This window comes from Parabacteroides distasonis ATCC 8503 (assembly GCF_000012845.1).
Taxonomy (GTDB): domain Bacteria; phylum Bacteroidota; class Bacteroidia; order Bacteroidales; family Tannerellaceae; genus Parabacteroides; species Parabacteroides distasonis.
In genome coordinates this window covers 3,837,205-3,862,228 of record NC_009615.1, presented here as the reverse complement: position 1 = coordinate 3,862,228, position 25,024 = coordinate 3,837,205, and the positions used below count along the sequence as shown (strand labels likewise).

16 protein-coding genes and 1 pseudogene are annotated in these 25,024 nt (G+C 48.5%); 12 read left to right on the top strand and 5 right to left on the bottom strand.

Features of this window, described 5'->3' with window-relative positions:
* Positions 1-522 precede the first annotated feature (522 nt).
* From BDI_RS15925 to BDI_RS15870, 12 genes and pseudogenes are all read left to right on the top strand, one after another.
* Positions 523-1,428 (top strand): DNA-directed RNA polymerase subunit alpha C-terminal domain-containing protein, encoded by a 906-nt coding sequence (locus BDI_RS15925; protein WP_011967191.1) that lies wholly within the window; start codon positions 523-525, stop codon positions 1,426-1,428.
* A 99-nt stretch (positions 1,429-1,527) separates the two neighbouring features.
* Positions 1,528-2,517 carry a tRNA dihydrouridine synthase DusB gene (gene dusB, locus BDI_RS15920; RefSeq protein WP_011967190.1) on the top strand — a complete coding sequence of 330 codons (990 nt, stop codon included), beginning with the start codon at positions 1,528-1,530 and terminating at the stop codon, positions 2,515-2,517.
* Between the two features lie 369 nt (positions 2,518-2,886).
* A pseudogene (locus BDI_RS15915) lies at positions 2,887-3,357 on the top strand (AAA family ATPase); the annotation flags it as partial.
* Positions 3,358-3,445: 88 nt separating this feature from the next.
* A complete protein-coding gene (locus tag BDI_RS15910; protein WP_011967188.1) occupies positions 3,446-4,489 on the top strand; it encodes a sugar kinase in 1,044 nt (347 codons plus the stop codon).
* 36 nt (positions 4,490-4,525) lie between these two features.
* Entirely contained in the window at positions 4,526-5,200 is a 675-nt protein-coding gene (locus BDI_RS15905) for a bifunctional 4-hydroxy-2-oxoglutarate aldolase/2-dehydro-3-deoxy-phosphogluconate aldolase (RefSeq protein ID WP_009016689.1), read from the top strand.
* On the top strand, positions 5,197-6,600 hold the full coding sequence (gene uxaC, locus BDI_RS15900) for a glucuronate isomerase (RefSeq protein ID WP_041525607.1): 1,404 nt from the start codon (positions 5,197-5,199) through the stop codon (positions 6,598-6,600). The genes BDI_RS15905 and uxaC overlap by 4 nt, the downstream gene beginning before the upstream one ends.
* Before the next feature lie 185 nt (positions 6,601-6,785).
* Complete coding sequence (locus BDI_RS15895) at positions 6,786-10,034, top strand: SusC/RagA family TonB-linked outer membrane protein (protein WP_009016691.1); 3,249 nt, start codon at positions 6,786-6,788, stop codon at positions 10,032-10,034.
* Between the two features lie 41 nt (positions 10,035-10,075).
* Positions 10,076-11,707, top strand: coding sequence for a RagB/SusD family nutrient uptake outer membrane protein (locus BDI_RS15890; RefSeq protein ID WP_011967186.1), 1,632 nt, complete (start codon positions 10,076-10,078; stop codon positions 11,705-11,707).
* A 159-nt stretch (positions 11,708-11,866) separates the two neighbouring features.
* Entirely contained in the window at positions 11,867-14,740 is a 2,874-nt protein-coding gene (locus tag BDI_RS15885) for a GH92 family glycosyl hydrolase (protein WP_011967185.1), read from the top strand.
* A gap of 21 nt (positions 14,741-14,761) precedes the next feature.
* Entirely contained in the window at positions 14,762-15,910 is a 1,149-nt protein-coding gene (locus BDI_RS15880) for an alkaline phosphatase (RefSeq protein WP_005860025.1), read from the top strand.
* Positions 15,911-16,113: 203 nt separating this feature from the next.
* A complete protein-coding gene (locus BDI_RS15875; protein WP_011967184.1) occupies positions 16,114-17,742 on the top strand; it encodes an MGH1-like glycoside hydrolase domain-containing protein in 1,629 nt (542 codons plus the stop codon).
* Positions 17,743-17,823: 81 nt separating this feature from the next.
* On the top strand, positions 17,824-18,678 hold the full coding sequence (locus BDI_RS15870) for a phosphatidylinositol-specific phospholipase C/glycerophosphodiester phosphodiesterase family protein (protein WP_005860028.1): 855 nt from the start codon (positions 17,824-17,826) through the stop codon (positions 18,676-18,678).
* Between the two features lie 118 nt (positions 18,679-18,796).
* Here BDI_RS15870 and BDI_RS15865 read toward each other — a convergent pair whose 3' ends face one another.
* The 5 genes from BDI_RS15865 to BDI_RS15845 are packed head-to-tail and all read right to left on the bottom strand — an operon-like array spanning position 18,797 to position 25,015.
* Positions 18,797-20,116, bottom strand: coding sequence for a murein hydrolase activator EnvC family protein (locus tag BDI_RS15865; protein WP_011967183.1), 1,320 nt, complete (start codon positions 20,114-20,116; stop codon positions 18,797-18,799).
* Between the two features lie 6 nt (positions 20,117-20,122).
* Positions 20,123-20,968 (bottom strand): DUF4292 domain-containing protein, encoded by an 846-nt coding sequence (locus tag BDI_RS15860; protein ID WP_005860032.1) that lies wholly within the window; start codon positions 20,966-20,968, stop codon positions 20,123-20,125.
* The gene (locus tag BDI_RS15855; protein ID WP_005860034.1) at positions 20,965-22,683 is read right to left on the bottom strand and encodes a tetratricopeptide repeat protein; all 1,719 of its coding nucleotides are present in this window, start codon (positions 22,681-22,683) and stop codon (positions 20,965-20,967) included. Before BDI_RS15855 ends, BDI_RS15860 begins: the two co-directional genes overlap by 4 nt.
* Positions 22,684-22,711: 28 nt before the next feature.
* Positions 22,712-23,146, bottom strand: coding sequence for a dUTP diphosphatase (dut, locus tag BDI_RS15850; protein WP_005860037.1), 435 nt, complete (start codon positions 23,144-23,146; stop codon positions 22,712-22,714).
* A 33-nt stretch (positions 23,147-23,179) separates the two neighbouring features.
* A complete protein-coding gene (locus BDI_RS15845; protein ID WP_005860039.1) occupies positions 23,180-25,015 on the bottom strand; it encodes a 4-hydroxy-3-methylbut-2-en-1-yl diphosphate synthase in 1,836 nt (611 codons plus the stop codon).
* Between the last annotated feature and the right edge of the window lie 9 nt (positions 25,016-25,024).

The window sequence follows — 25,024 nt, the reverse complement described above, 5'->3', positions numbered from 1 at the left end:
TACTTTAGGAACTATGAGTGTATACAAATAAAGGGAGCGTGCGGCTGACTTTTATTCTTCGTCGGGTCTTTGCCGAACCTTCGATCAATTAAAAGTTCAGCCAATCGCCCTTTCCTTTAATAAGGAAAGGACCACAACTCTACATAAAGCCATATAACGCCCGCCCTCACGAAGGACATCCTTTATAAATTGTCTTGACCTTTTAATCTATTATTAACTATAAAACAATTGGCGTATGGACGTTTGTAGCCTTGAAGAGATTCAGAATCTTTTTATTTTTTACGATACTTGTTTTAGCAAGTATTTCCCTGAATTAGAATTTTATTGTAATGAGAAGGAATTCCACGTTCATAGTATTATACGTAAATACAGTGATATAAAGGGAGTATGCTATAATACCACTCATTTCATAATTGAGATGAAACAGGAATACGTGATCTATTTGCCTTTATCGATCGATGCTAAATTCCGTATTTTAACTAAACAGAAAACCTATTACTCGTAATATAACCTTATTTCAATATGCCTGAACTTATTACCATAGAAGAGGCCGCCCGTATCACGGGTTTCCCCAGCGAAGATATCCAATATTGGGCCAAAAGCCATAAAATAACCTCTTACTCCGTGACGAGAGACAGTCGCCTCGTGGATCTGGCCAACCTGCGTGAATTCATCTCCCATATCGAGCATCTGGGAATACAGAAACTATACCTGCAACTGATCATCGAAGACAAGAAAGAAGAGGCCGACGAGATCATCGCCCAACACGATGATTTCCTGTTCTGCCTTCGATCCCTTAAAAACATCTCTCCCCTCCTTAAACAAATTACCGCCGAACTAGCTACATTCATACACGACAAACAAGATCGATACATATTCACGGAAATAACCTCGGGCACCAAAATGCAGGATGTAGCCAAACGTTGCGATATATCCTACGACAGATTGTGCTACCGGTATAAAAACATAGTACTCCGATTACAAGAGAGCACCGGATTTCTGGCTGAATATAAGAAAACAATCAAGTATCAGGATCTGGAGATAGAGCGTTTACGGCTCGAGAACAGGAATATGGAATACGAGTTGAAAAGCCTGTACAAAAAGGCACTTGAAAGCGGTTTGTATATCGAATCTCCCCGATCACTCGTCTCCATACCCCAAAGTGCCGCCAAACGGATATGCCAACCCATCACTAACCTCACCTTGTCTCCCTATATCCGCAAGTGCCTCGCGAAGCTGGAAATAGAAACCATAGAAGATCTGTTACGCTACGCGAAGAAAAAAGGCCTCGACTCATTATTGGATATGCCGGGCTTCGGTACCCTTGGTTTGGATCAGTTGAAGTTCCAGTTGGAGAAGCACAAGATCCTAAATAAAGCGGGGCAATCCGAGCTCTATCAATATATCATAAATGATCCGGATTATTAAAAACACCTGTTCCATCTACCGATCATCTTACGAGATGTAAAAATTATTCCCCAAAAAGAAGTACTTTTGTAATCTCTATTTAGTTAGCAAACAGAAGGTATGAAGATTGGTTCAATAGATTTAGGGGAGCGTCCGGTATTCTTGGCGCCTATGGAGGACGTGACGGATATCTCGTTTCGTTTGATGTGCAAACGCTTCGGAGCGGACATGGTATATACGGAGTTCGTATCGAGCGACGCGTTGATCCGCAGTGTGAACAAAACACAGCAAAAACTAAATGTCTCCGATGATGAGCGTCCGGTCGCTATCCAGATTTACGGCAAGGACGTAGCCTCGATGGTAGAGGCCGCACGTATTTGCGAGGAAGCTCGTCCGGATATTTTAGATATAAACTTTGGTTGCCCCGTAAAGAAAGTAGCGGGCAAGGGAGCCGGAGCCGGCATGCTACGCAATATCCCGTTGATGCTGGAGATCACGAGAGAGGTGGTGAAAGCCGTGAACATCCCCGTCACCGTGAAAACCCGTTTGGGATGGGATGCCGACAACCGCGTTATCGTGGATCTGGCCGAGCAACTACAGGATTGCGGTATCGCCGCCCTCTCCATCCACGGACGTACACGGGCGCAAATGTACACGGGCGAGGCGGATTGGACCTTGATCCGTGCCGTAAAAAATAACCCTCGCATGCAAATCCCTATCATCGGGAATGGCGACGTGACTTCCGCCGAGATATGCAAGCAGCGTTTCGAGGACTATGGCGTAGACGCCGTAATGATCGGTAGGGCTAGCATAGGCCGCCCTTGGATCTTCCGGGAGGTAAAACACTATCTTACGACCGGGGAATTATTGCCACAAGAGCCTTTCTCTTGGTATCTGGATATCCTAAAAAAACAAGTGGAGCAAAGCGTGGAACGATTGGACGAGCGTAGGGGAATCTTACATATTCGCCGTCATCTGGCAGCTACTCCACTCTTCAAAGGTATTACCGATTTCAAGCAAACACGGATCGCCATGCTACGTGCGGAGACTGTTAACGAATTATTCGAAATTATGAATAACATTCCTAAAAAGTACGGAATTTCAGAATAACAAGCTTGATATATATCAAATTGAAACCTATTTGCGATATCTTTACAATAAAATGTTACAAATACTATTGACGCATATTATAAAACCCCTTATATTTGCATCGAGTTTTTTTCATAGTATTTTAGATCTAAGGTTAACAAGTCTTTGCAAGGGGGGAATCGTGAGATTGTTTCATTGAGGAGCAAAAAAAGCCGCATCCATATTGGGACTAGCGGCTTTTTTGTTTTTCCGGACTCTATATCCTAAATCAAGAAACTTATCGTATCTTTGTCAATAGGTCACATTAAATATTTGGCACTATGAACCAGACTATTTATCCCAGTCGGTATACAGAATTTCGAGAAGATTCGCAAGGACGGAGATACCCATAAACTGGCCTCCTCCCTCGAACTGACCTATGATGAAACACACTCCTTGCTGAGAAAGCGTTACGACGGCTATCATTTCGTAGCCAACGTACCGGGTATCTATAACCCTTTCAGCCTGCTGAATACCTTTAAATATATGCGGCCTGAAGATTATTGGTTCGAGACCGGGACACCTTCTTATTTAGTAGAGTTACTCAAGCACACCCATTACGACCTCTATGAGCTGGCAAATACCGAGACCGATGCCGATGTGCTGAACAGTATCGACTCAACCTCTAGCAATCCTGTCCCTGTTATTTACCAAAGCGGCTACCTTACGATCAAGGATTATGATTCTCGCTTTGGTATCTATAAACTAGGATTTCCCAATTTAGAGGTAGAAGAAGGCTTTGTCAAATACCTGCTTCCTTTCTACACCAGTGTTAGCGCCCCAAAGACTCCTTTCGAAATCGGGCGTTTTGTCCGGGAGGTGGAATAAAAAAGCCTATGTTTTCGCACACACGCTATATATTATTCGAAATAAACCCTTACATTTGCGAAAAACATAATACTATACCACCATGAGTAAGAAAGTCATAACTTTCGGAGAGATCATGCTTAGGCTGGCTACTCCGGACTATTTACGCTTTTGCCAAGCCAATCAGTTCAACGCTACTTTTGGCGGAGGGGAAGCGAATGTCGCCGCCTCACTCGCCAACTATGGCATAGAGACTGAGTTTGTAACCCGTTTACCCCAAAATGACATCGCCCGTGCCTGCGTTATGGAATTACGCAAACAGGGTATCGGAACTTCCAAGATCATTTACGGAGGGGAACGGTTAGGCATTTATTTTCTGGAGACCGGAGCGGTCGCTCGTGCCAGCAAGGTGGTATATGACCGGGCTCATTCTTCCATCGCCGAGATCCGACCGGGGATGATCGATTGGAACGAGGTATTCAAGGATGCCTCTTGGTTTCACTGGACAGGTATCACGCCAGCCATATCCGAAGGTGCCGCCAACGTATGCTTGGAAGCGATACAGGCGGCAAACCGATTGGGCATCACGGTATCCTGCGACCTCAACTACCGGAAAAATCTCTGGAAATACGGTAAGACAGCCCATGAGGTCATGCCGGAACTAGTAGCCGGATGCGATATCATCCTAGGAAACGAGGAAGATGCCGAGAAAGTCTTCGGTATCAAGCCCGAAGGTTTTGACGCCGCCGCCACGGAAGGCGAGGTACACGCCGCCTCTTTCCAGTCGGTATGTACCCAATTAATGGCTCACTTCCCACGTGCCCGGAAAGTTATCATCACGCTAAGAGGCTCCATCAATGCCAATCATAACACATGGGGCGGAGTGCTATACGCCGACAACCGGTTGTACAAATCCCGCCGGTATGACATCACCCATATCGTAGATCGTGTAGGTGGAGGCGATTCTTTTATGGGAGGCCTTATTTACGGTTTGCTCTCCTACCCCGGTGACGACCAGAAAGCCTTGGACTTCGCGGTAGCGGCTTCTTGCCTAAAGCACACAATTTACGGAGACTTCAACCAAGTAACCGTAGAGGAAGTAGAAAAACTCATGTCCGGCGACACCTCCGGCCGTGTCTCCCGCTAATTTTCAATTCTCAACTTTCAATTTTTAATTCCCAATATGGCTCAATTCAATAAAATACAAACATTACAGGCTATCATCCAAACCGGAATGGTGCCCGTTTATTATAATAAAGAGGTAGAGATCGCAAAACAAGTTGTAAAAGCCTGTTACGAGGGAGGCGTCAGAGCCTTCGAGTTTACTAACCGGGGAGATTTCGCCCACGAGGTATTTGGCGAGCTGGTAAAATACGCCGCCAAGGAATGCCCGGAATTAGTATTGGGCGTAGGTTCTATCGTAGACCCGGCCACAGCCGCCTTATTCATACAGCTAGGCGCAAACTTCGTAGTCGGCCCGTTGTTCAACCCGGAGATAGCGAAGATATGTAACCGTCGCCTCATCCCTTATACGCCCGGCTGCGGTTCCGTATCCGAGATCGGCTTTGCCCAAGAAGTTGGTTGCGACCTTTGCAAGATATTCCCCGCCGGAAATGTAGGAGGTCCCTCATTTGTCAAGAACATAAAGGCACCCATGCCATGGACCCTAATCATGGCTACCGGTGCCGTGGAGCCGACAGAGGAGAATCTATCCGCTTGGTTCAAGGCCGGCGTGACCTGCGTAGGAATGGGATCCAAACTCTTCCCCAAAGAAGCGATAGCGGGAAACGATTGGCAATCCATTACCGATTTATGCCGCAACGCCTTATCTATCATTCAAAAGTATCGCCAAGTATGAAAAACTTTTTAGATCAAGATTTCTTGCTCCAAACCGACACGGCCCGTGAGTTATATCACGAGCATGCGGCGAAGATGCCCATCATTGATTACCATTGCCACCTAGATCCCCGGCAAATAGCGGAGAATCATCAATTCGAGGATCTTACGGAGATATGGCTTGGCGGAGACCATTACAAATGGCGGGCGATGAGAGCAAATGGTATCCCCGAGGAATACATCACCGGAGATAAGCCCTCTTACGAGAAATTCCTTAAATGGGCAGAGACGATGCCTTACACGATGCGAAACCCGCTTTATCATTGGACACATCTGGAACTTAGCCGTATATTTGGAATCCATAAAGTCTTGAATCCGGCTTCCGCCGAGGAAATCTACGCAACTTGTACGGATAAACTGCGTACCCCCGAATATCGTGCGCAAGCCATCATGAAACGGATGAACGTAGAGGTTGTTTGTACGACCGACGATCCTATAGACTCATTGGAATTCCATCAAAAAATACGTTCAAGCGGATGCCACATCCGTGTATATCCGGCATGGCGACCGGACAAGGTACTCGCTATCGATAATTTCAAGGCGCTAAATGACTATTTGTCCAAGCTGGAGGCCGCCGCCGATAAGACCATCCTCACCTACAAGCATTTATTGGAGGCATTACAAAAGCGGCATGATTTCTTCGCCGCTCAAGGGTGCCGGTTATCGGACCACGGGTTGGATACTTTCTATGCCGAACCTTATACCGAGCAGGAGATTGAGGTGATTTTCCTCAAGGCTCGTATGGGTAAATCGCTCACGGAGCAGGAAGTTCGCAAATACCGTTCGGCATTGCTATACGAATTGGCGGCAATGGATGCCCGGAGTGGATGGGTACAGCAATTCCATATCGGCGCAAATCGGAATAATAACAAACGGATGTTCAAGTTATTAGGGCCAGACACGGGTTTCGACGCTATCGATGATCAGCCGGTAGCTGTTTCCATGAACCGCTTTTTCAGCCATTTAGATCAAGAAGGGCTGTTAGCGAAAACGATCGTTTACAACCTGAATCCCCGCGACACCGAGTTGATGGTAGCCAATGCCTACAATTTCAACGACGGCAGTGTACCCGGGAAGATGCAATATGGAGCGGCTTGGTGGTTCCTCGATCAGATCAAAGGCATGGAAGATCAGTTAAACGCACTTTCCAGCCTCGGTCTTTTAAGCCGTTTCGTCGGTATGCTGACAGATTCCCGCAGCTTCCTGTCATATCCCCGCCATGAGTATTTCCGCCGGATCCTTTGTAATATGCTAGGCAATGAGATAGAGAAAGGCTTATTGCCCGCCTCCGAGCTTTCCTTCATTGGACAGATGGTGGAGGACATCAGTTACAACAACGCTAAACGATACTTTGATTTCTGATTATTGCAACCCGCATTGCAATGTTACTGCACGCCTGTCGCAGTAACACTGCACGTGCGTTGCAGTAAGGCTGCAACAGCTTTGCAACATTTTATTCACAAACACTTCATAAGACCTTCCACTATACTCGCACATATTACGCCTACTTTTGCGGCAGATTTAGATAAACACTAAAATACGCAAACATGAAACAACGGCTTTATGATTTCATCCCTGTCAAGCATCTATGCGTAGGGATGTCTTTATGTGGCATAGTGGCAGGTACCCAAACCGCTCAAGCTTCTCCCGTCTTCGGGCAATCATCGGGCTTAGAACTTCCGAGTCCCAGCATCTACCAACAAAGTACGAAACAGATTTCCGGTATCGTCAAAGACCAGGCGGGGATTCCTGTAATTGGCGCGAACGTGATCGTAAAAGGGACGACAAACGGAGTAATCACCGGGCTCGATGGAGATTTCCTACTGGAAGTTCCGGAAAACGCTACCTTAGAGATCAGTTATATCGGTTATATGACGCAAAGTATCCCGATAAACGGGAAAACGACCTTCAACATCATCCTAGAAGAAGATACGCAGAAATTGGATGAGGTAGTCGTACTCGGTTATGGAGCGGGGCAACGCAAACAAGATCTCTCCGCTTCCGTGGGCGTGCTGAACAACACGGAAGACCTGGTGGCCCGTCCGGTTACCTCTACCGAAAGTATGTTGCAAGGGCAGTTAGCGGGTGTTACCGTACAAGCGAACGGTGGAGACCCGACGGCTACACCCTCGATAGTGATCCGTGGACAGGGCTCACAGAATGGCGATAACGTATTATGGGTTGTTGACGGTGTCCCCGGCGCACCCATCGCTTCTATGAATGATATCGAGACGATTGTCGTCTTAAAAGATGCTGCCTCTGCCGCTATCTATGGAGCGCAATCCGGAGCCGGCGGTGTTATCTTGGTAACCACCAAGAAGGCGAAAGAGGGCAAAACCTCGTTGAGCTATGACGCAACTTTCGGTGTTCGTAAAGCTAGCAACGTAATCGAGCCGTTAAATGCGGAAGAGCAACTCGAGATGCGAAAACTGTCTTACGCAAACGCAGGGCTTACATTGCCGACCGGTTGGGATTTGACCAAGAACCCATGGGTAGGTACCACACGTACCAACTGGATGGACGAGATCTTCCGCACCGCTTTCTACCAACGCCATAACGTAGCCTTGAATGTTGGTTCAGAGAATGCCTCCAACCGTGTTTCATTTGCTTACGATAATGATGAAGGTGTATTGATCAATACTTTCAACAAGAACCTTTCACTTCGTTACAACGGTAAATTCAAATTGAATAAATGGGTGACTATCACCGAAGACGTGGTTTGGAAAAACAACGAAAGCCGTTCAAAAGATACCGACAGTGGTTATACGGGAGTTGTCGCGGCGGCTATGTATATGCCTGCCAGCGCTACGGTTTACAATCCGCTGGATGGTACTTACGGTGGAACAACGACCGAAGACCCGGATTACATCGCCAAATATGGCTCCAACTTCGCAGATATCCATGGAGACGCTGTCAATCCGGTTCGCTTGCTGGAAGCGGAAAACCGCTATGACCGAACCAGCGACATCTGGAGTACGACCAGTCTGGAACTAGCTAATATCGTTACCGGCTTGAAGTTCACGAGCCGTTTCACTTACAACCTGAAGAATAATCTATATAAGAACTTCAGCCCGATCCGTGACGAGGTGGGAAAACCCTCCTTGACAAATAATCTGGATGAAACGACTTACCGTGCAGACGCATGGAAAACGGAAAACACATTGACCTACGACAATACGTTTAATGACATGCACACCGTGGGTGTCTTACTATCCACTACGGCCGATCATTACAGCAAGCGAGGATTAGAGGTTAATGGAAAAGATTTATCTGACGAATCCGCTTATTTACAATATCTATCCTATGCGAATTCCGTTTCCGCAACCGATTATTTGACCGGTCCTGACGCAAACGTATCCTTGATCGCCCGTCTGGCTTATTCCTTCAACGATCGTTACTTCGTTACAGCCTCTTGGCGTCGTGATTACGCAGGCCGTCTACCTAAAGATAATAACTATGGCGACTTTCCTGCCGTAACAGCCGGATGGAAAATCTCTAATGAATCTTTCTTCCCGAAGAGCGAGACACTGAATTTATTGAAGATCCGTGCTTCTTGGGGACGTGTCGGTAATCTAGGATCTATCGGTTATAATTACAAATCAGCTTTATTAGGTAAGAATTATTGGTCGGAGCAGGCACAGTACGGCGTAGAATCGAACAAGATTTGGGGAAACTTCGTCTATAACTCTACCGCATTAAATCCCAACTTAACATGGGAAACTTCCGAGCAATGGGACTTAGGTCTAGATGTGAACATGTTCGACAATCGCTTGAGCATGGCATTCGACTATTTCGACAAACGCACGTTCAACTTGATCCAGTCGCAAACGATGAACTGGCCGGGAACGATCGGTATCGATGCCATGTTAGTCAATCAAGGTGAAGTCCGCAACCGAGGTTTTGAGGCGCAAATCAATTGGAACCAACAGGTAAATAAAGATTGGTCGTACTTCGTTTCCGGAAACTTCTCTTATCTAAAGAACTGGGTTTCTGATATTGGGGTAAAGAACGCAGACGGAACCCCGGGCGTTTGGACAGGTATCACCAAAAATGATGCATATTTCGATGGTAGTTATCGTAACCTTCCATATATGTATCAAACAGCCGAAGGAGAACCGCTGGCCTCTTTCTATCTGATCAAGACTGACGGCATTTTTCAAAGCGACGCAGAGGCAGCCGCTTATGTAAACAAAGACGGAAAACGAATCCAACCGGACGCTGTAGCCGGCGATTTGAAATTCGTCGATGCCAATGGTGATGGAGTCATCAATGATGAAGACCGTCAATACTGCGGTAGCGCTACACCTAAAACTACATTCTCATTCTCCGGAGGATTCACTTGGAAGAAGCTTTCCGTAAGCGCTATGTTCCAAGGCGTAGGTGGAGCACAAGCTTTATATGTAGGTAAATATATGGCCTTAAGCGATGTAGAAGGAAACTTCAACCGCTCAAAAGAGATCATGAACGCTTGGAGTCCGTCGAATACAGGGTCGAATATTCCACGCTTATCGAAAAACGACCCGAATAGCAACTTTAGCACACCGTCTGATTGGTATCTGGAGAATGCTTCTTACTTACGTTTGAAGAACTTCACCGTATCCTATGACTTGAGTGATGTTATCAGGAAATGCGCTCACCTGCAAGAACGCAACAGCATGATGTCGGTTTACCTTAGCGGTGAGAACCTCTTCACGATCACGAACTACTCAGGAATGGACCCGGAAACCGGCGGTTGGGATGCCTTGAAGTATCCGGTTTCACGCGTATTCTCTGTCGGAGTCAAATTGACATACTAATCGGGTGTTTTAAAAGATATTCATATTAACAAAGGATCAAAATGAAAAGATATATTACAGTATTAGCATTATCCGCATTGGTTTGTAGTTCTTGTAGCGACTTCCTCGACGTTCAGCCGGAAGGAAACGCAACTACAACCTCCTATTTCTTGAATGATCAACAGGCCATTGATGCCATTGACGGATTATATGAAAGATTCCATCAAGAGGGTTGTTACGGCCGTGAGTTATTCTGGGAACAGGGAGCCGCATGCGACATTGTTTGGGGACGTACGCGCGGTTATAACTCTTTGGCGACCTTAGCCTATACCGGTGATGAATCTCCTCTAAGAGATGTATTCAGCCGTATGTATTCTACTATGTCCCGTGCGAATTGGATCATCCAAGAATTAGTGAAGAAAGAAAAGGGAACGACGCTGACCGCCGTCGAGAAACGCAGCTTGGGCGAAGCTTACTTCAGTCGCGGCTGGGCACATTATCTGATCGCTTATCGGTACGGTACGGATAAACAAGGAGTACCTTTCGTACGTTACGAGGACTTCCCCGACGATTACGACAACTCCATACCGCCTCAGCAAGCTACCGTTATGGACAATTATAAACTGATCATCGAAGATATGGACAAGGCAATCGCCTACCTTCCAATCTTCGAATCCTATGACGCTGACAACCGGGGCCGGGCACATCAGGCTGCTGCCGTGGCGTTCAAAGCGAAAACTTATGCTTACTGGGCTACTTGGGATGCTACCCAATGGAACAACGTCATCGAGATGGTCAATCAATTAGAGAACAACTACAATCGAGATCTAGCTCCCACATTCGCAGAACTATTCTCGTCTGACTTGAAAGATTATTGGAACGCCGAATATCTCTGGACTATTCCGAGTATCGGTGGCGCACTACCGGGCGGTACCGAATTCCCGGGTATTATCCTTGAGAACAAAGGCTGGGGCAAATATAATGGTTGGGGGCAGATGAAGCCCTCTTACGACATCTACGAAGAAATGGCGAAAGATGGTAAAGGTAATGACCGTTTAGTACGCTCAATCTTGGAATACAACCAAGAGTTCCCGTTCTTCGGCGAGACACGCAAGTTCTGGTCTACCTCCGATCTTGAAGCTGGTTTCATGATCAATAAATACATGGACGCGTTCAAATACTCAGACCCTGTAGGTGAAGGAGCCGTGAGTGCTAACGGAGACTGGCCTACGGTCCGTGTCAATTTCCCGATCATCCGTTTCGCAGAAATGTTATTGTTCCGTGCCGAGGCATATTTAATGACAGGCCAAGCCGATAAAGCAACCGCAGATATCAACCGTATCCGCCTACGCTCCAACTTGACACCGCTTACCGGCACCGCCACGATGAAGGATCTATATCACGAACGCCGTTGTGAATTGGCTTTTGAGTTTACAGACCATCTATTCGACTTAAAGCGTTGGAACCGTTCTTCCAATGCCGACATAAAGACATTGGCCGATAAAGAGTTGAACGCACATCCACGTATCCGCAGATATGAAGACCGGGCGAATCCGGAATCCGCGTTCACGATTATTGGTTACGAAGATTACACCAACAAAAACGCCTATCAAGCACATATGATGGTATTCCCGTATCCAAGTGAAGAGATTACTAAATCGAATGGTCAACTGAAGCAGAACGAGGGATATTAACCGATTCCTTTAAACCGATCAAGGTACGAATAAGATTCAATTACGGGCTGTCTCAGAAAATGAAACAGCCCGTGTTATTTTCTACCGGGTAAAAACGCATATCTCAAATAGGTAGTTTACCTTTGCCAATTGTATAATATAGTAAACAAAAGATACACCATGAGATTAATTCAAACTCTTTCTTCTTGCTTGTGTACAGGGATAATAGCCTTATTCACGGCCTGTAGCCAAGCACCACAATCCCCCATCGATTCCGTGAATCCGTTTATCGGCACGGGATTTCACGGACACACGTATCCCGGGGCCACGGCTCCTTACGGAGCGGTCCAACTCAGTCCGGACACCCGGAAAGGGAATTGGGACGCTTGTTCCGGTTATCATTACAGCGATTCTACCTTAATGGGTTTTTCCCATACCCATTTAAGCGGTACGGGATGTATCGACCTTGGCGATATCCTATTCCGTCCGTCACTCCAGACACCTCTAGCGTTCTCGCACTCGGACGAGAAGGCTTCCCCGGGTTACTACTCGGTGAATCTCAGGGAGGCAGGTGTATTAGCGGAACTTACCACGACCCCGCATGTCGGGATACACCGATATACCTATAAAAAAGGGATAGAGGCTACGTTGGTGGTCGATATGGACCATTTATTGGATAACGAATATATATACGAAGGCTGGGTTAAGCAAACTGGGGAGAATGAGCTTACCGGTATGCGGCGTACCCGGGGCTGGGTAGACAATCAGTATGTCTTCTTTGTAGCGCAATTCTCGCAACCCTTCTCTTCCATGGAACAGCCTTCCGAACGGCAAGCCGTACTTACCTTCGATACGACTACCGGAAAGCCCATCATCTGCAAAGTCGGGGTATCGATCGTAAATGAGGAGAACGCCCGTCTGAACCTTGAGCAAGAGACGGATTCCTATGGCTTTGATTTCGATGCCATCCATCAAGCGACACGCTCCGATTGGGAAAAAGAACTGGACGTTATCACGGTAGAAGGAGGCACCGAAGCCGAGCGCACGAATTTCTATACGGCGCTATACCATAGCAAGATCATCCCGAACATAGCGAGCGACGTGAACGGACAATACCGCCGTCACGACATGAGCGTAGCGACGATCCCGGCAGGTCGCCGCCAATTCTCCACCTTCTCCACTTGGGACACCTTCCGGGCCTGGCATCCGATGATGACTCTGTTGGATACTACCTTGGTGAATGATATGGTACAGTCTCTCTTGGATATGTACGACGCCAGCGGCGAGCTTCCGTTATGGCCCTTATCGGCAGGCGAGACCGGAACGATGATCGGTTATCACTCCACATCGATTATAGCGGACGCTTATTTAAAAGGTATTCGCGGATATGACGCGGAACATGCTCTCGAAGCGATGAAGATCTCAGCGGAGAAGAATAAGAAAGGAGCGGATTATTATATAAAGGAAGGCTTCATCCCGACGAATATCAAGAAAGAATCGGTTTCCTGTTTATTGGAATTCGCCTACGATGACTGGTGTATCGCACAAATGGCGAAAGCTTTAGGACATATGGATGATTATGAGACCTTCATCAAGCGTTCCCAGAATTTTATCAACGTATTCGACGGTAGTACCCGGTTCTTCCGGGGCAAACGGCAGGATGGGAATTGGGAGACTCCTTTCGATCCATTCGCTATCGGACGTTCCTATACGGAGGCTACGGCCTGGCAATATCGTTTCTTTACCCCGCATGACGTATATGGATTGACCCAGTTGTTCGGAGGCCGGGAGGCATTCATCGCTGATCTGGATAGCTTATTTATGGTTACCTCCGAGGTAGTCGGCGATCTGGTAGACGTTACAGGATTGGTCGGTCAATACGCGCATGGCAACGAGCCTAGCCACCACATGGCTTACCTGTACAGCTACGTAGGCGAGCCGTGGAAAACCCAAGAATGGACCCGCCGCCTGTTGGACGAGATGTACCAACCGACTCCCGAGGGGATTATCGGCAACGAGGATTGCGGGCAGATGTCCGCTTGGTACCTGTTGAGCAGCCTTGGTTTCTACTCCGTTTGTCCGGGTAGCAACCAGTTTATCCTGACTGCGCCGCTCTTTGACAAAGCGACCGTGAAACTCGGAAACGGAAAGATACTTACGATCACGGCAAACCAACCGGAAAAGAATAAATACATCACGAGCGTATCGCTGAATGGAAAAGAGATTAAGCATTGCTATATCACATACTACCAGTTGATGCAAGGAGGCACACTGGACTTTACGCTCTCGGCGACACCGGACAAGAGTTGGGGAACCGCTCCCGAGTACGCTCCCTATTCCTATACGGAGCAACCTACCGTCTCTATCCCTTACATAGCGAATGATCTGGATTTATTTGAAGGTGAGATTACGGCGGAACTAAAATCCACGACACCCGAGGCGGTTATCCATTACACGCTTGACGGATCGGAACCGGATGAGAACGCTCCGGTATACAGCGAGCCATTCGTCTTAAAAGAGACCACGATTATCAAGGCCAAAGGATATAAAAAGGGATTCGTACCCAGCCGTACGTACTCGATCCAAGCGACAAAAGCCGTATTACGCCCCGCGTTATCCATACAGCCTACGAAGCATGGGGTAGCTTATACCTATTACGAAGGAGAGTTCCAATGGGTAGCCGATCTGCAAAAAGCGAAGGTAGTCGAGACCGGAACAATACCTGAGCCTTCTATCCTGAACGCTAAATTGCCGGATCATTTCGGTTATATCTTCACTGGATATATATACGCACCGGAAGACGGTGTCTATGAGTTCAGTACCCGCTCGGATGACGGTAGCGTCCTCTATATCGGCAAAGAAAAGGTAGTGGACAATGATGCCTCCCACGCCGCCATCGACGCGACGGGACGCATCCCCTTACAAAAAGGCTACCACCCCTTCGCCTTGCATTATTTCGAGGATTACGAGGGTGAGTACCTAGGCTGGAGCTGGCGTACGCCAAGCATGTCCAAACTAGACGCGATCCCAACAGAGAACCTTTATATAAATTGATAATATTAAATACTGAATCATATGAGAAGAACAACTCTATCCGTGCTATCCGCCTTAGCCATCCTGCTATCCGGCATGATCGTTCCGGAGGCCGCGGCACAAAGTCGCCGAGACAAAGAACAAACGTATGTACTAGAGAAACCTTACGAGGTCAAGAAACTAGTCCCCCCTACCGGAAAGAAAATAAAGAACGTGATCCTAATGATCGGCGACGGTATGAGCCTTATGCACATGTATTCCGCTTGGACCGCCAACCGGGGCAAGCTCTGGCTGGACAACTCCCAATACACCGGCCTCTCGAAAACCTATTGCGCCAACCGCCTCATCACCGACTCCGGAGCCGGAGGTACCGCACTGGCCACCGGCCATAAAACGAACTACCATATGGTAGGCGTAGACCCGGAAGGCAAGCCCTTGGAATCTTTGGCTACCTTGGCGAATAAGAAAGGCCTGTCAAGCGGCATCGCCGTTACCTGTCGCCTATGGGATGCTACGCCCGCCGACTTCTGCTGCCACAATACGGATCGTGACGCCGAGGCCGAGATCGTAGCGGATTACGTGAACTGTGGCGTCGATTACGTATTCGGCGGCGGCTCCAAGCTATTCGAGAACCGTGCGGACGGTCGCGATTTGTTCAAGGAATTAAGGGAGAAAGGTTACCAGACTCCCCGTAGCTGGGAGGAACTGGCGAAGATCCAAAAAGGCAAGGTATTCTGCGTTACCGATACCGTAGACACCCCGCTTCCCGCCGAGCGAGGCGATCTCTTGGCTCGTGCCTCGATGAAAGCGATCGATCTGCTGGGACAAAACCCGGAAGGTTTCTTCCTGATGGTAGAGGGCTCCCAATTGGATGATTACGGACATTTCAACGATATCGACCTGTTGATGCAAGAGACACATGATTTCGACCGTACGATCGGACGTATCTTCGAATGGGCCGCCCAAGACGGTGAGACATTGGTCGTCGTAACCGCCGATCACGAGACCGGTGGCCTTACCTTGGTGGACGGGGATCTGAACGAGGGCCGTATCGTTTGTAAATTCTCCACCGGAGGGCATAGCGGCGTAATGGTCCCCGTTTATGCTTTCGGCCCGGGCGCCGAGAACTTCACGGGTATCTTCGAGAATACGGATATCTTCTGGAAGATCAAAAAGCTCCTGAATCTATAATCAAACAGTATTCATCCGATGGAGAGTATAACAGGGCTATCCCGCTAGTCAAGTACCGCAGTACTTTGGCTGAGAGGACAGCGGTACTTGACTAGCAGGACAGCAGTACTTGACTAGCAGTACTACGGTACCCGACCGGGAGGACTGTGTTCACCGACTGAGGCGCGCCTTCTCCCTCTCTCCCCCAATAAATATCATAAAGAATGACAACAAGACGAAACTTCTTAAAGCAATCCCTTCTTGCGGCAGGCGCGGCCTCCGTTCCCGCCGGGAACCTTTTAGCACAAGAGAAAATGGAAGAGAAACGCCCCAAATACAATCTTCCTTACAAGAACACCTACCTGAAGGAACCCTTCGTGACCGAGAACGAGTTCCGGACGGCGAGACCGGAGACCATCACGCCCGGAACCTTCGAGGAGGCCAAGCAAATCCTCCCGGGCCCGACTTGGAGCGGACATGAGAAAGAGATCGAGATGTACTGGAAGGCTTGGCAAATCGGCATCGGCAACATCAAGGCCCCGGAACCGGATTCCGGTTTCGTATGCAGTTACCTTGATGTCGCCTACAACGGCAATATCTTCATGTGGGACTCCGCCTTCATGATGATGTTCGCCCGTTTCGGTACCCGCTTCTTCCCCTTCCAACGTACGTTAGATAATTTCTACGCCAAACAACATCCGGACGGTTTCATCTGCCGGGAGATCAAGGCGGACGGAGCGGACTGTTTCGAGCGTTACGATCCGACCAGCACCGGACCGAATATCCTCCCTTGGAGCGAGATCGTCTATTATAAGCAGTTCGGCGATATAGACCGCCTACACAAGATATTCCCCGCCCTTTGCGCTTATTATAAATGGTTGAAGCTAAACCATACGTGGCGCAACGGTACGTATTGGACCAGCGGTTGGGGTACCGGCATGGACAACATGCCCCGGGTGGAACCGAAATACAATCCGATATACAGCCACGGCCATATGATCTGGCTGGACGTTTGCTTGCAACAATACTTCACCGCCGGGCATCTGCTTGAGATGGGTTTCTATCTGGAGCGTTGGCAGGAGATCGAGGAGTTCGAGGACGAGCAGAAGATGCTAAAGAAGTATATCAACGAGAACCTATGGGACGAGAAGGAGCATTTCCTTTTCGATCAATACGCCGACGGAAGCCTTTCCTCCACCAAGGGAATCTACGCGTACTGGGCCTTATTGACCGATGTCCTGTCCAAGGAACGCATGGATGCTTTCGTGGCCGAGCTGGATAACAAGGAGACATTCAACCGCCTGCACCGCGTCCCTTCCCTTGCCGCCAACCATCCTAAATACAAGGATAACGGCCGCTACTGGCAGGGTGGCGTATGGCCGGGAGCGAACTATATGGTGATTACCGGCCTATTGCAACAAGGCTATCGTAAATTGGCTTACGAGATCGCACGCAACCATTACGATAACGTCCTAAAGGTGTATAAGAATACCGGTACGTTCTGGGAATACTACGCTCCGGAACATGAGGAGCCGGGCTTCATGGCTCGCCCGAATTTCGTGGGCTGGGGCGGACTGGCACCGATCTCCGGCTTGATCGAGCAAATCTTCGGCATCCGCTCCAATGTGTACGAGAAGAAATTGACCGTAGACGTGAACTTGACGGAGGCTTATGGTATCGACCGTTATCCTTTCGGCCTCGACGGTCTGGTAGCGATCAAAGTCAAGGCCCGTTCTTCCGCTACCCAAGAGCCGCAGGTAGAAATTACCAGCGACGTCCCCTTGGAACTAACCGTCCTTTGGGGCGACAAACAGAAGACGGCTAACGTAAAACCCGGCACGCAAACCGTATAAAACAGTAAATCCATCAAACATCCAGTTGTAGAGACGGGGCACGCCCCGTCTCTACAACTAGACTCAAAAAACAATTAGTATATGAAACAGATTCTATCCTTATTTATCACCTCCCTCGCCCTCTGTACGGCTTGCTCCTCCCCGAAGGGATCGGACACAGTTCAAGTGGCGGAGACAACCACGGAGCAGACGATTCAGAAAGCCTCCTCCGCAATTCATTACAACGCCTTCTCGCACAATGATTACTGGCGGGAGAGACCTCTGCTGGACGCCTTGTCCTTCCGCTTCAACTGCGTGGAGGCCGATCTGTGGCTGATCGATGACGAGCTATACGTTTCCCATGACCGCCCGGAACCCAATCCGGCAATTACCTTCGAGAACCTATACCTCAAGCCGCTCGTGGCCCGCATACAAGCGAATGGAGGTAAGGTCTATCCCGGTAGCGATCGTCCTTTCTACCTGATGGTGGATTGCAAGGCACAAGGCGAAGAGATGTACAAGCTATTAAAGAAACAGATGGAACCTTACAAGGAATATTTCTGTTCCGTCGATAACGGCGAATATAAAGAAGGTGCCGTCCTCTTCTTCCTTTCCGGCGACCGTCCGAAGAACAGCCTGCCGAAAGAGAACAGCCGCTTCACCTTCCTCGACGGACAAATAAAGGATCTGGGACAGGGCATCCCTGCTTCCCTCGCTCCGGTCATAAGCGATAATTACTCCGATTTCTTCACATGGAAAGGCGAAGGTGAGATGCCCGCCGACCAACTACAGAAGATGCGTGAGATCATCCGGAAAGTCCACGATGAGGGAAAACTATTCCGTTGGTGGGGCGCCCCGGATACCGAGCAGTTCAAACGCTTCTTCATCAAAGAAGGCGTAGACTTGGTAGGTGCCGATGACCTGAATGGGTTATACAACGTATTGAACGAGCGTTAAACGAGAAAATTACAATAGGCATTATAAGGTTGTTACAATGGGCATTCTAGCATCTTTACAACAGGCATCGTAACAGCCTTATAATGCCCATCATAGTTTTAACATATCACAACCGCTTTTATTCCAACCAAGGCTGCGGATTCAGCTTCGTCTTTTCCTTCCACAATTGGAAATGGAGGATCGTGGAATTACCGTCCTCCGGATCCGAATAGATCCTTCCGATCGCTTGACGGGTAGAGACCCGGTCGCCCGCTTTTACATATACCTGACTCAAATTGCTATAAACCGTCAAGTAGTTACCATGACGAACGATTACGGAATTATTATACCCCGGCACCACGAACACACGCGTTACCTCCCCATTGAATACCGCACGGGCATCCGCCCCGGGTGAGGTCTGGATATCGATACCACTATTACTGGTACGAACATATTTCAACTCCTGATGCTGTTGCTCGCCGAATGTAGCGACGATCGTATGTCTTCCGGCCACCGGATACGGCAAACGCCCCCGGTTATTGGCGAAGTTATCGGACAATTGCTTCTCCGCCTTTGTCATCGCATAGCCCCCTTTCGTATCCGCCACACGTTCCTCACGGATCGGCTCGTTTTTACTCTCCGGTACGGGTTTACCCTTAGCGGCAGCTTGTTCACGGGCACGGCGCTCACGTTCCGCACGTTCACGGGCGGCTTTCGCCTCGGCCTCGGCACGGGCGATCTCCTCGGCGATCTGCTTCTCTATCTGTCGGTTTAAAGCCTCGGCTTGACGACGCTTCTTTTGGAGATCCGCCTTCAAATCCTTTTGTCTCTTATTCAATAGCTGGACTTCCTCTTTCTGAGAAGCTTCCTCGCTTTCTAGCTTCTTACTCTCTTCTTGACGAGTTCCTAAAAGGGTACGCTTCTCGGCACGGGTCTTCTCCATCTCAGCTTGCTTGCGGCTGATCTCGGCCTGCTTTTCAACGATGTCATTCGCTTGCCGCTTCTGCCAATCCGCATATTCCCGCAAATACCGCATACGCCGCATGGATTGAGAGAAACTCTCGGCGGATAGGATAAACAACAATTTATCTTGCGAGCTATGGCGTTTATAAAGCCCTCGCATCGATTTACCGTAATTCGTCTGCTTATCGCCCAGTTCCCGTTTTAAGGTGCGCAACTGGCCTTGGATATTCAAGATATCTTTCTCGATCTCATCCAGCTCTTGATTCAATAAACTGATGACTTTCCTACGGGAAAGAATTTGTTTGGAGAGTAGATTCAAACGGTTCAGGGAAGTTTTAGCAGTCTGGGCCGTCTCCTGTAATAATTTATTCGTCTCCTCGATATCGGCCAACGCCTCCTTGCGCTGCTGCTCCAACTGACGGACAGCGGCGGATTTCTGACCGTAAACCACGGTAGATAAAGACAATGCCAATAGAACGATCCAGACGTGCCTCATGATAGATTATTGATTCAGATTCGTAATCGTTTTCAATACTTGCGCAAAGGTAATACGCTTATATTTAGAAGGAACCGAAAAATCCAACTTGAGCGGCTCGTCCAGTTGGATACGGGAGTAATGGATCTTCACCCCACCCTCGGGATTCCCGTTCTTCAACACCTGCACATCCATCAACATCGGGAACGGCTGCCGATCCACCAAGCGAAAATCCTCGTACAGCCATTGCAAGGCATAACGATCGGAAGGATCCGCTACATAGGTAGAGAGAAGTTTCTCCTCGCCATCCGCCTTAAAGGTATAGAAAAGCCCCATGGCATCCTTGGTCTTGATCTCGGCTACCGGGCCTTCTTGATTCAGCTTAAAACGATTATAATGCTTACGGGAAACGCCCTGCTCCCCCGGGATAAACAGATGATTCGTGAAAAGAGCCTGCAAATTGTAGAAGTTGAACTCGATCGGAGTCTGCCCTTGCAAATTGGAATAATTCTCGATCATATAGCGTTTATTCATGCGGTCTACCACCTTGATCGTATCCCGGCTCAACTCGATACGGAAGATCTCGATCCCGAGAAAAGGTTGTACCGACAGTTGGAAAGCACTATCCTTGACCATCTTCATATCCACCCGAGAGCTCATTTGCTTACCAGGGATATCCAGATCCACGTTCAACCGGGCCGTCAAGGTACGGAACTGGAAGGATTGATCCTCCACCGACTGGAAGAACTCATTATGAGCCTTCACGCTAGCGGATTCCACCGTCCCGACTTTCTTGGACGATTTACAGCCTGTCAACATCGAAAGTAAAAGACCTCCACATAACAGGAAGGTCAAGAAATAGTCTCTTTTCATTTCGCGTTCTCGTCTTCTATATATTGTTGCTCGGCGATCTTACGGTTCAAGATCTCGGAATCCTTCCCCATCTCTTTCGCCTTTTTCCATTGCTCCACCGCTTTTTCCTTATCACCGTTCATGAAAAGGATGTCCCCATAATGATCCACGAGTTCGGCGCTCTTTGTCTTATCTTTCTCCAAAGCGCTCTCGATATAGATTTTCGCCAAGGTATAGTTTCCTTGTACGAAGAAGATCCAAGCGTAGGTATCCAGATACGTGGCGTTGTCCGGTTCCAGCTTGATACATTGGGCGCTCATACGTTCCGCCTTTTTCAAGTCTTTCTTCTCCAAAGAAAGGAAGTAACTGTAGTTGTTCAGTACGACCACGTTCTTGTCATTATACTTCAACGCCTCATCGTACGCTTTATACGCTTGATCCAATTGCCCCATCTGGTAATAAATATCACCGATCTGACCGTAGAAATCCGATTTCAGCGGCAGGTTCTCCTTCGGAATGATATTCAAGCCCGCATAATAGGTATTCAAGGCTTCTTGATATTTCTGTTGTTGGTAGTAAGCGATACCCAGATAGAAGTAATATTCCGGCGACTCGGGGAAAAGCTCCATACAAGCCGTACAGATACGGATGACCTCCGGGATATCCTCCCCTTTCAAAGCCAGATTCAGCAATTGCTGCCAAGCCCCGGCGTTACCCGGTTCCATCTCTGTTACCAACTGGAACTGGAATTTCGCCTCCTCTGTCTTTCCTTGGGCCATCAAGAGACCGCCATACATCAGTTTTAAGTCGATATCCTCCGGATGTTGCTCCAAAAGAGTTTGGAATAAATGGTTCGCGTTCTCAGTTCCTTGCTTCGTTTGTTGCAGTTTCAAGATATACCGGGAAAGGATGTTCACTTTCGTCTCCACGTCCAGCTTCTCGTTTACCAAAGCGCTGCGGATTTGTTGCTCGGCGGCCTCCTTATCCCCTTTCGCCTCGTAGTAATTGGCCATAGAGACGATATAATAAGGGTCGGTCGGATCAATCTCATTCGCTTTTTGATAGCAAGCCAAAGCCTTGTCCATCTCCCCGTTTTCCAAATGAAGATCGCCCAATACGATCTGGTAACGGGCCTCCATAGGATATTTAGCCGCTAGCTTCTCGATCTCCTTGAAAGCCTCTTCCGGTTTCTCCAACTGGACGTACAGTTTGTATTTCTGCATGGAGATCGCCTCGTTCATACCCATAACCGACTCCAACGCATCATAAGCCTCGATCGCCTTCCCGATCTCGCCGGCTTGCGTCAAGGCATCGGCCAGATAATAATTCAGCTCCTCCTTCTCCGGATAATCACGAACCAATTCCTCGTACTCCTCGGCGGCTTCGCCATACATGCCCAGATTCCGGGTGATAGACGCCAATGCCATTTTATACGTGAAATTATCCTTGCTGTTGGCCACGGCTCTTTTCAACATCTCGACCGCTTTCTCCGGACGGTTCAACTGTACATAAAAAGAAGAAAGCTCATACAAGACCGGAGCCGCCGTAGAGTCAATCTCCAAGCAATGGTTGAAGGCATCATAAGCGGCGTCGAATTTCCCGGCGTTCTTCAAATTCAAGCCCTCATAAAAGAAGTAATCGAACTTACGTTGATCCTTCTCCGTTTCTGTAGCACCAGCCGGGAGCACAGCGACCAACGAGAGGAAAGAGATGAGATATATCAGTTGCTTAAACATCCTATTATTCTTGTTAACCTTATTATTCTTATTCTTTTCCGGTATGACCGAATCCCCCGGCTCCCCGCTCGGTATCATCCAACGTCTCCACGGGCTCCCAATCCACATGGCTATGAGCGGCTATAACCATTTGGCAGATACGCTCACCATCATTCACCGTAAAAGGCTCCGAAGATAGATTCACGAGAATAATGCCGATCTCCCCCCGATAATCGGCGTCGATCGTACCCGGCGTATTCAGCAGGGTTATCCCATGCTTTAAAGCCAGCCCGCTACGCGGACGCATCTGGGCCTCATAGCCTTCCGGCAGCGAGATATAAAGTCCGGTCGGGATTAATTTACGTTCCAACGGTTTCAACACAACCGATTCCGACAAATTCGCCCGGATATCCATCCCGGCAGATAAAGGAGTCGCATAACCCGGCAGCGGGTGATGCGATTTATTGATAATTCTTACTTTCATACTTGCAAAGATAAACAAATTGTCAATAGTCAATCAATTAACCCAATCCCCGTTCTCTTTTATTAACTGAACTAAACGTTCTACAGCGTCTTCCTCGGGGATATTCTTGAGGACACATTCCTTACCTTTATACAGGCTGATTTGTCCACGTCCGGCACCCACATAACCATAGTCGGCATCGGCCATCTCGCCGGGACCATTCACGATACAGCCCATGATACCGATCTTCAAGCCTTTTAAATGGGAAGTAGCCTCCTTGATACGGGCGATCGTTGTTTGCAGGTCGTACAAGGTACGTCCGCAACTCGGACAAGAGATATATTCCGTCTTACTGATACGGGTTCTTGTAGCCTGCAAGATCCCGAACATACAGCGATCCGAGACAACCGCCTCGCATCCCTCATTGTGCAGCATCAAGCCATCCCCGAAACCATCCAGCAAAAGCGTTCCGAAATCGGCGGCGGATTTCAGTTGCAACAACTCCACATCCGTCTCCCGGAAATCACGATGCAAGACAACCGGCACGTCACAACCCGCCATCAGCAATTTATGCATAGCCGCACGTTGCGAGCCAACCCCATTCCGATGATGTGTACTTAATAAGACCACCACGGTCTTATCCGCTTTCAAGATCTCCAACATACGATCCGTAAGATCCATATACGTCAGACGGATAAACTTAAGCGGACAATCGTAATCCTTTAACTCCTCCGCCTCCGAGGCGATGAAGCAAGGAAAAGCATTCGGACGCTCTTTCCAAAAATGAGCGTCTACCAATAAACGGAAATTATCCGGCAAATTATCCGGATCTTCCTTTCCTATATATATATAGTCCGGCAAGGACAAATAATCAAACTCAAAATCCCCGCTACTACGATCGGAGATCACGACTGGCGAGAAAGTACCTCCGATACCTTCCACCACACGGCTTATACGACGGCTTGTCGCCACCGTATCGAAACCGGGAGCCATCGAAGCCTCGATAGGACGATGATTTTCCCGTTCCCTAATATAATCCACCAATTTACGCGCTACCGGCATTTCCGCCTCGGGGTCCTCACTCAAGGAAACCCGGATCGTATCACCGATACCGTCACATAGAAGCGTACCGATTCCAACAGCGCTCTTGATACGCCCGTCCTCACCGTCACCCGCCTCCGTTACCCCAAGGTGCAAGGGGTAATGCATATTCTCGGCCTCCATCGTACGAACCAACAACCGCACGGTCCTTACCATGACAACGGTATTGGAAGCCTTAATCGAAATAACCACATCCGGGAAATTCTCCTCCCGGCAAATGCGAAGAAACTCCATACAACTCGCTACCATCCCCTCGGGCGTATCACCATAACGGCTCATGATACGATCGGAGAGCGAGCCATGATTCACACCGATACGAATAGCGGTGCCATGTGCCTTACAAATATTCAAGAAAGGGACGAACCGCTCGCGGATCTTCTCGATCTCGGCGGCATATTCCTCATCCGTATATTCAAGATGGCTGAATGTCTTTACCTTATCTACATAGTTTCCCGGATTGATACGTACCTTTTCCACCTCACCGGCGGCGGCATCAGCCGCTCTAGGATTAAAATGGATATCAGCGACCAAAGGAGTCGTATACCCTTGCTCATTCAATTGTTTACGAATCTCGCCCAAGTTTCGGGCTTCCCGTTCCCCCTGTGCCGTAAAACGCACATACTCAGCTCCCGCCTCGATCATACGGATCGCTTGAGCTACCGCCGCCTCCGTATCCATCGTTGATACATTAGCCATGGATTGAATACGGATAGGATTCTCACCTCCCATGGGTGTGTCACCGATTTGGGCAACGGATGATTTACGGCGGTTGTAATTAAAGTAAGCCATTGTTCATTG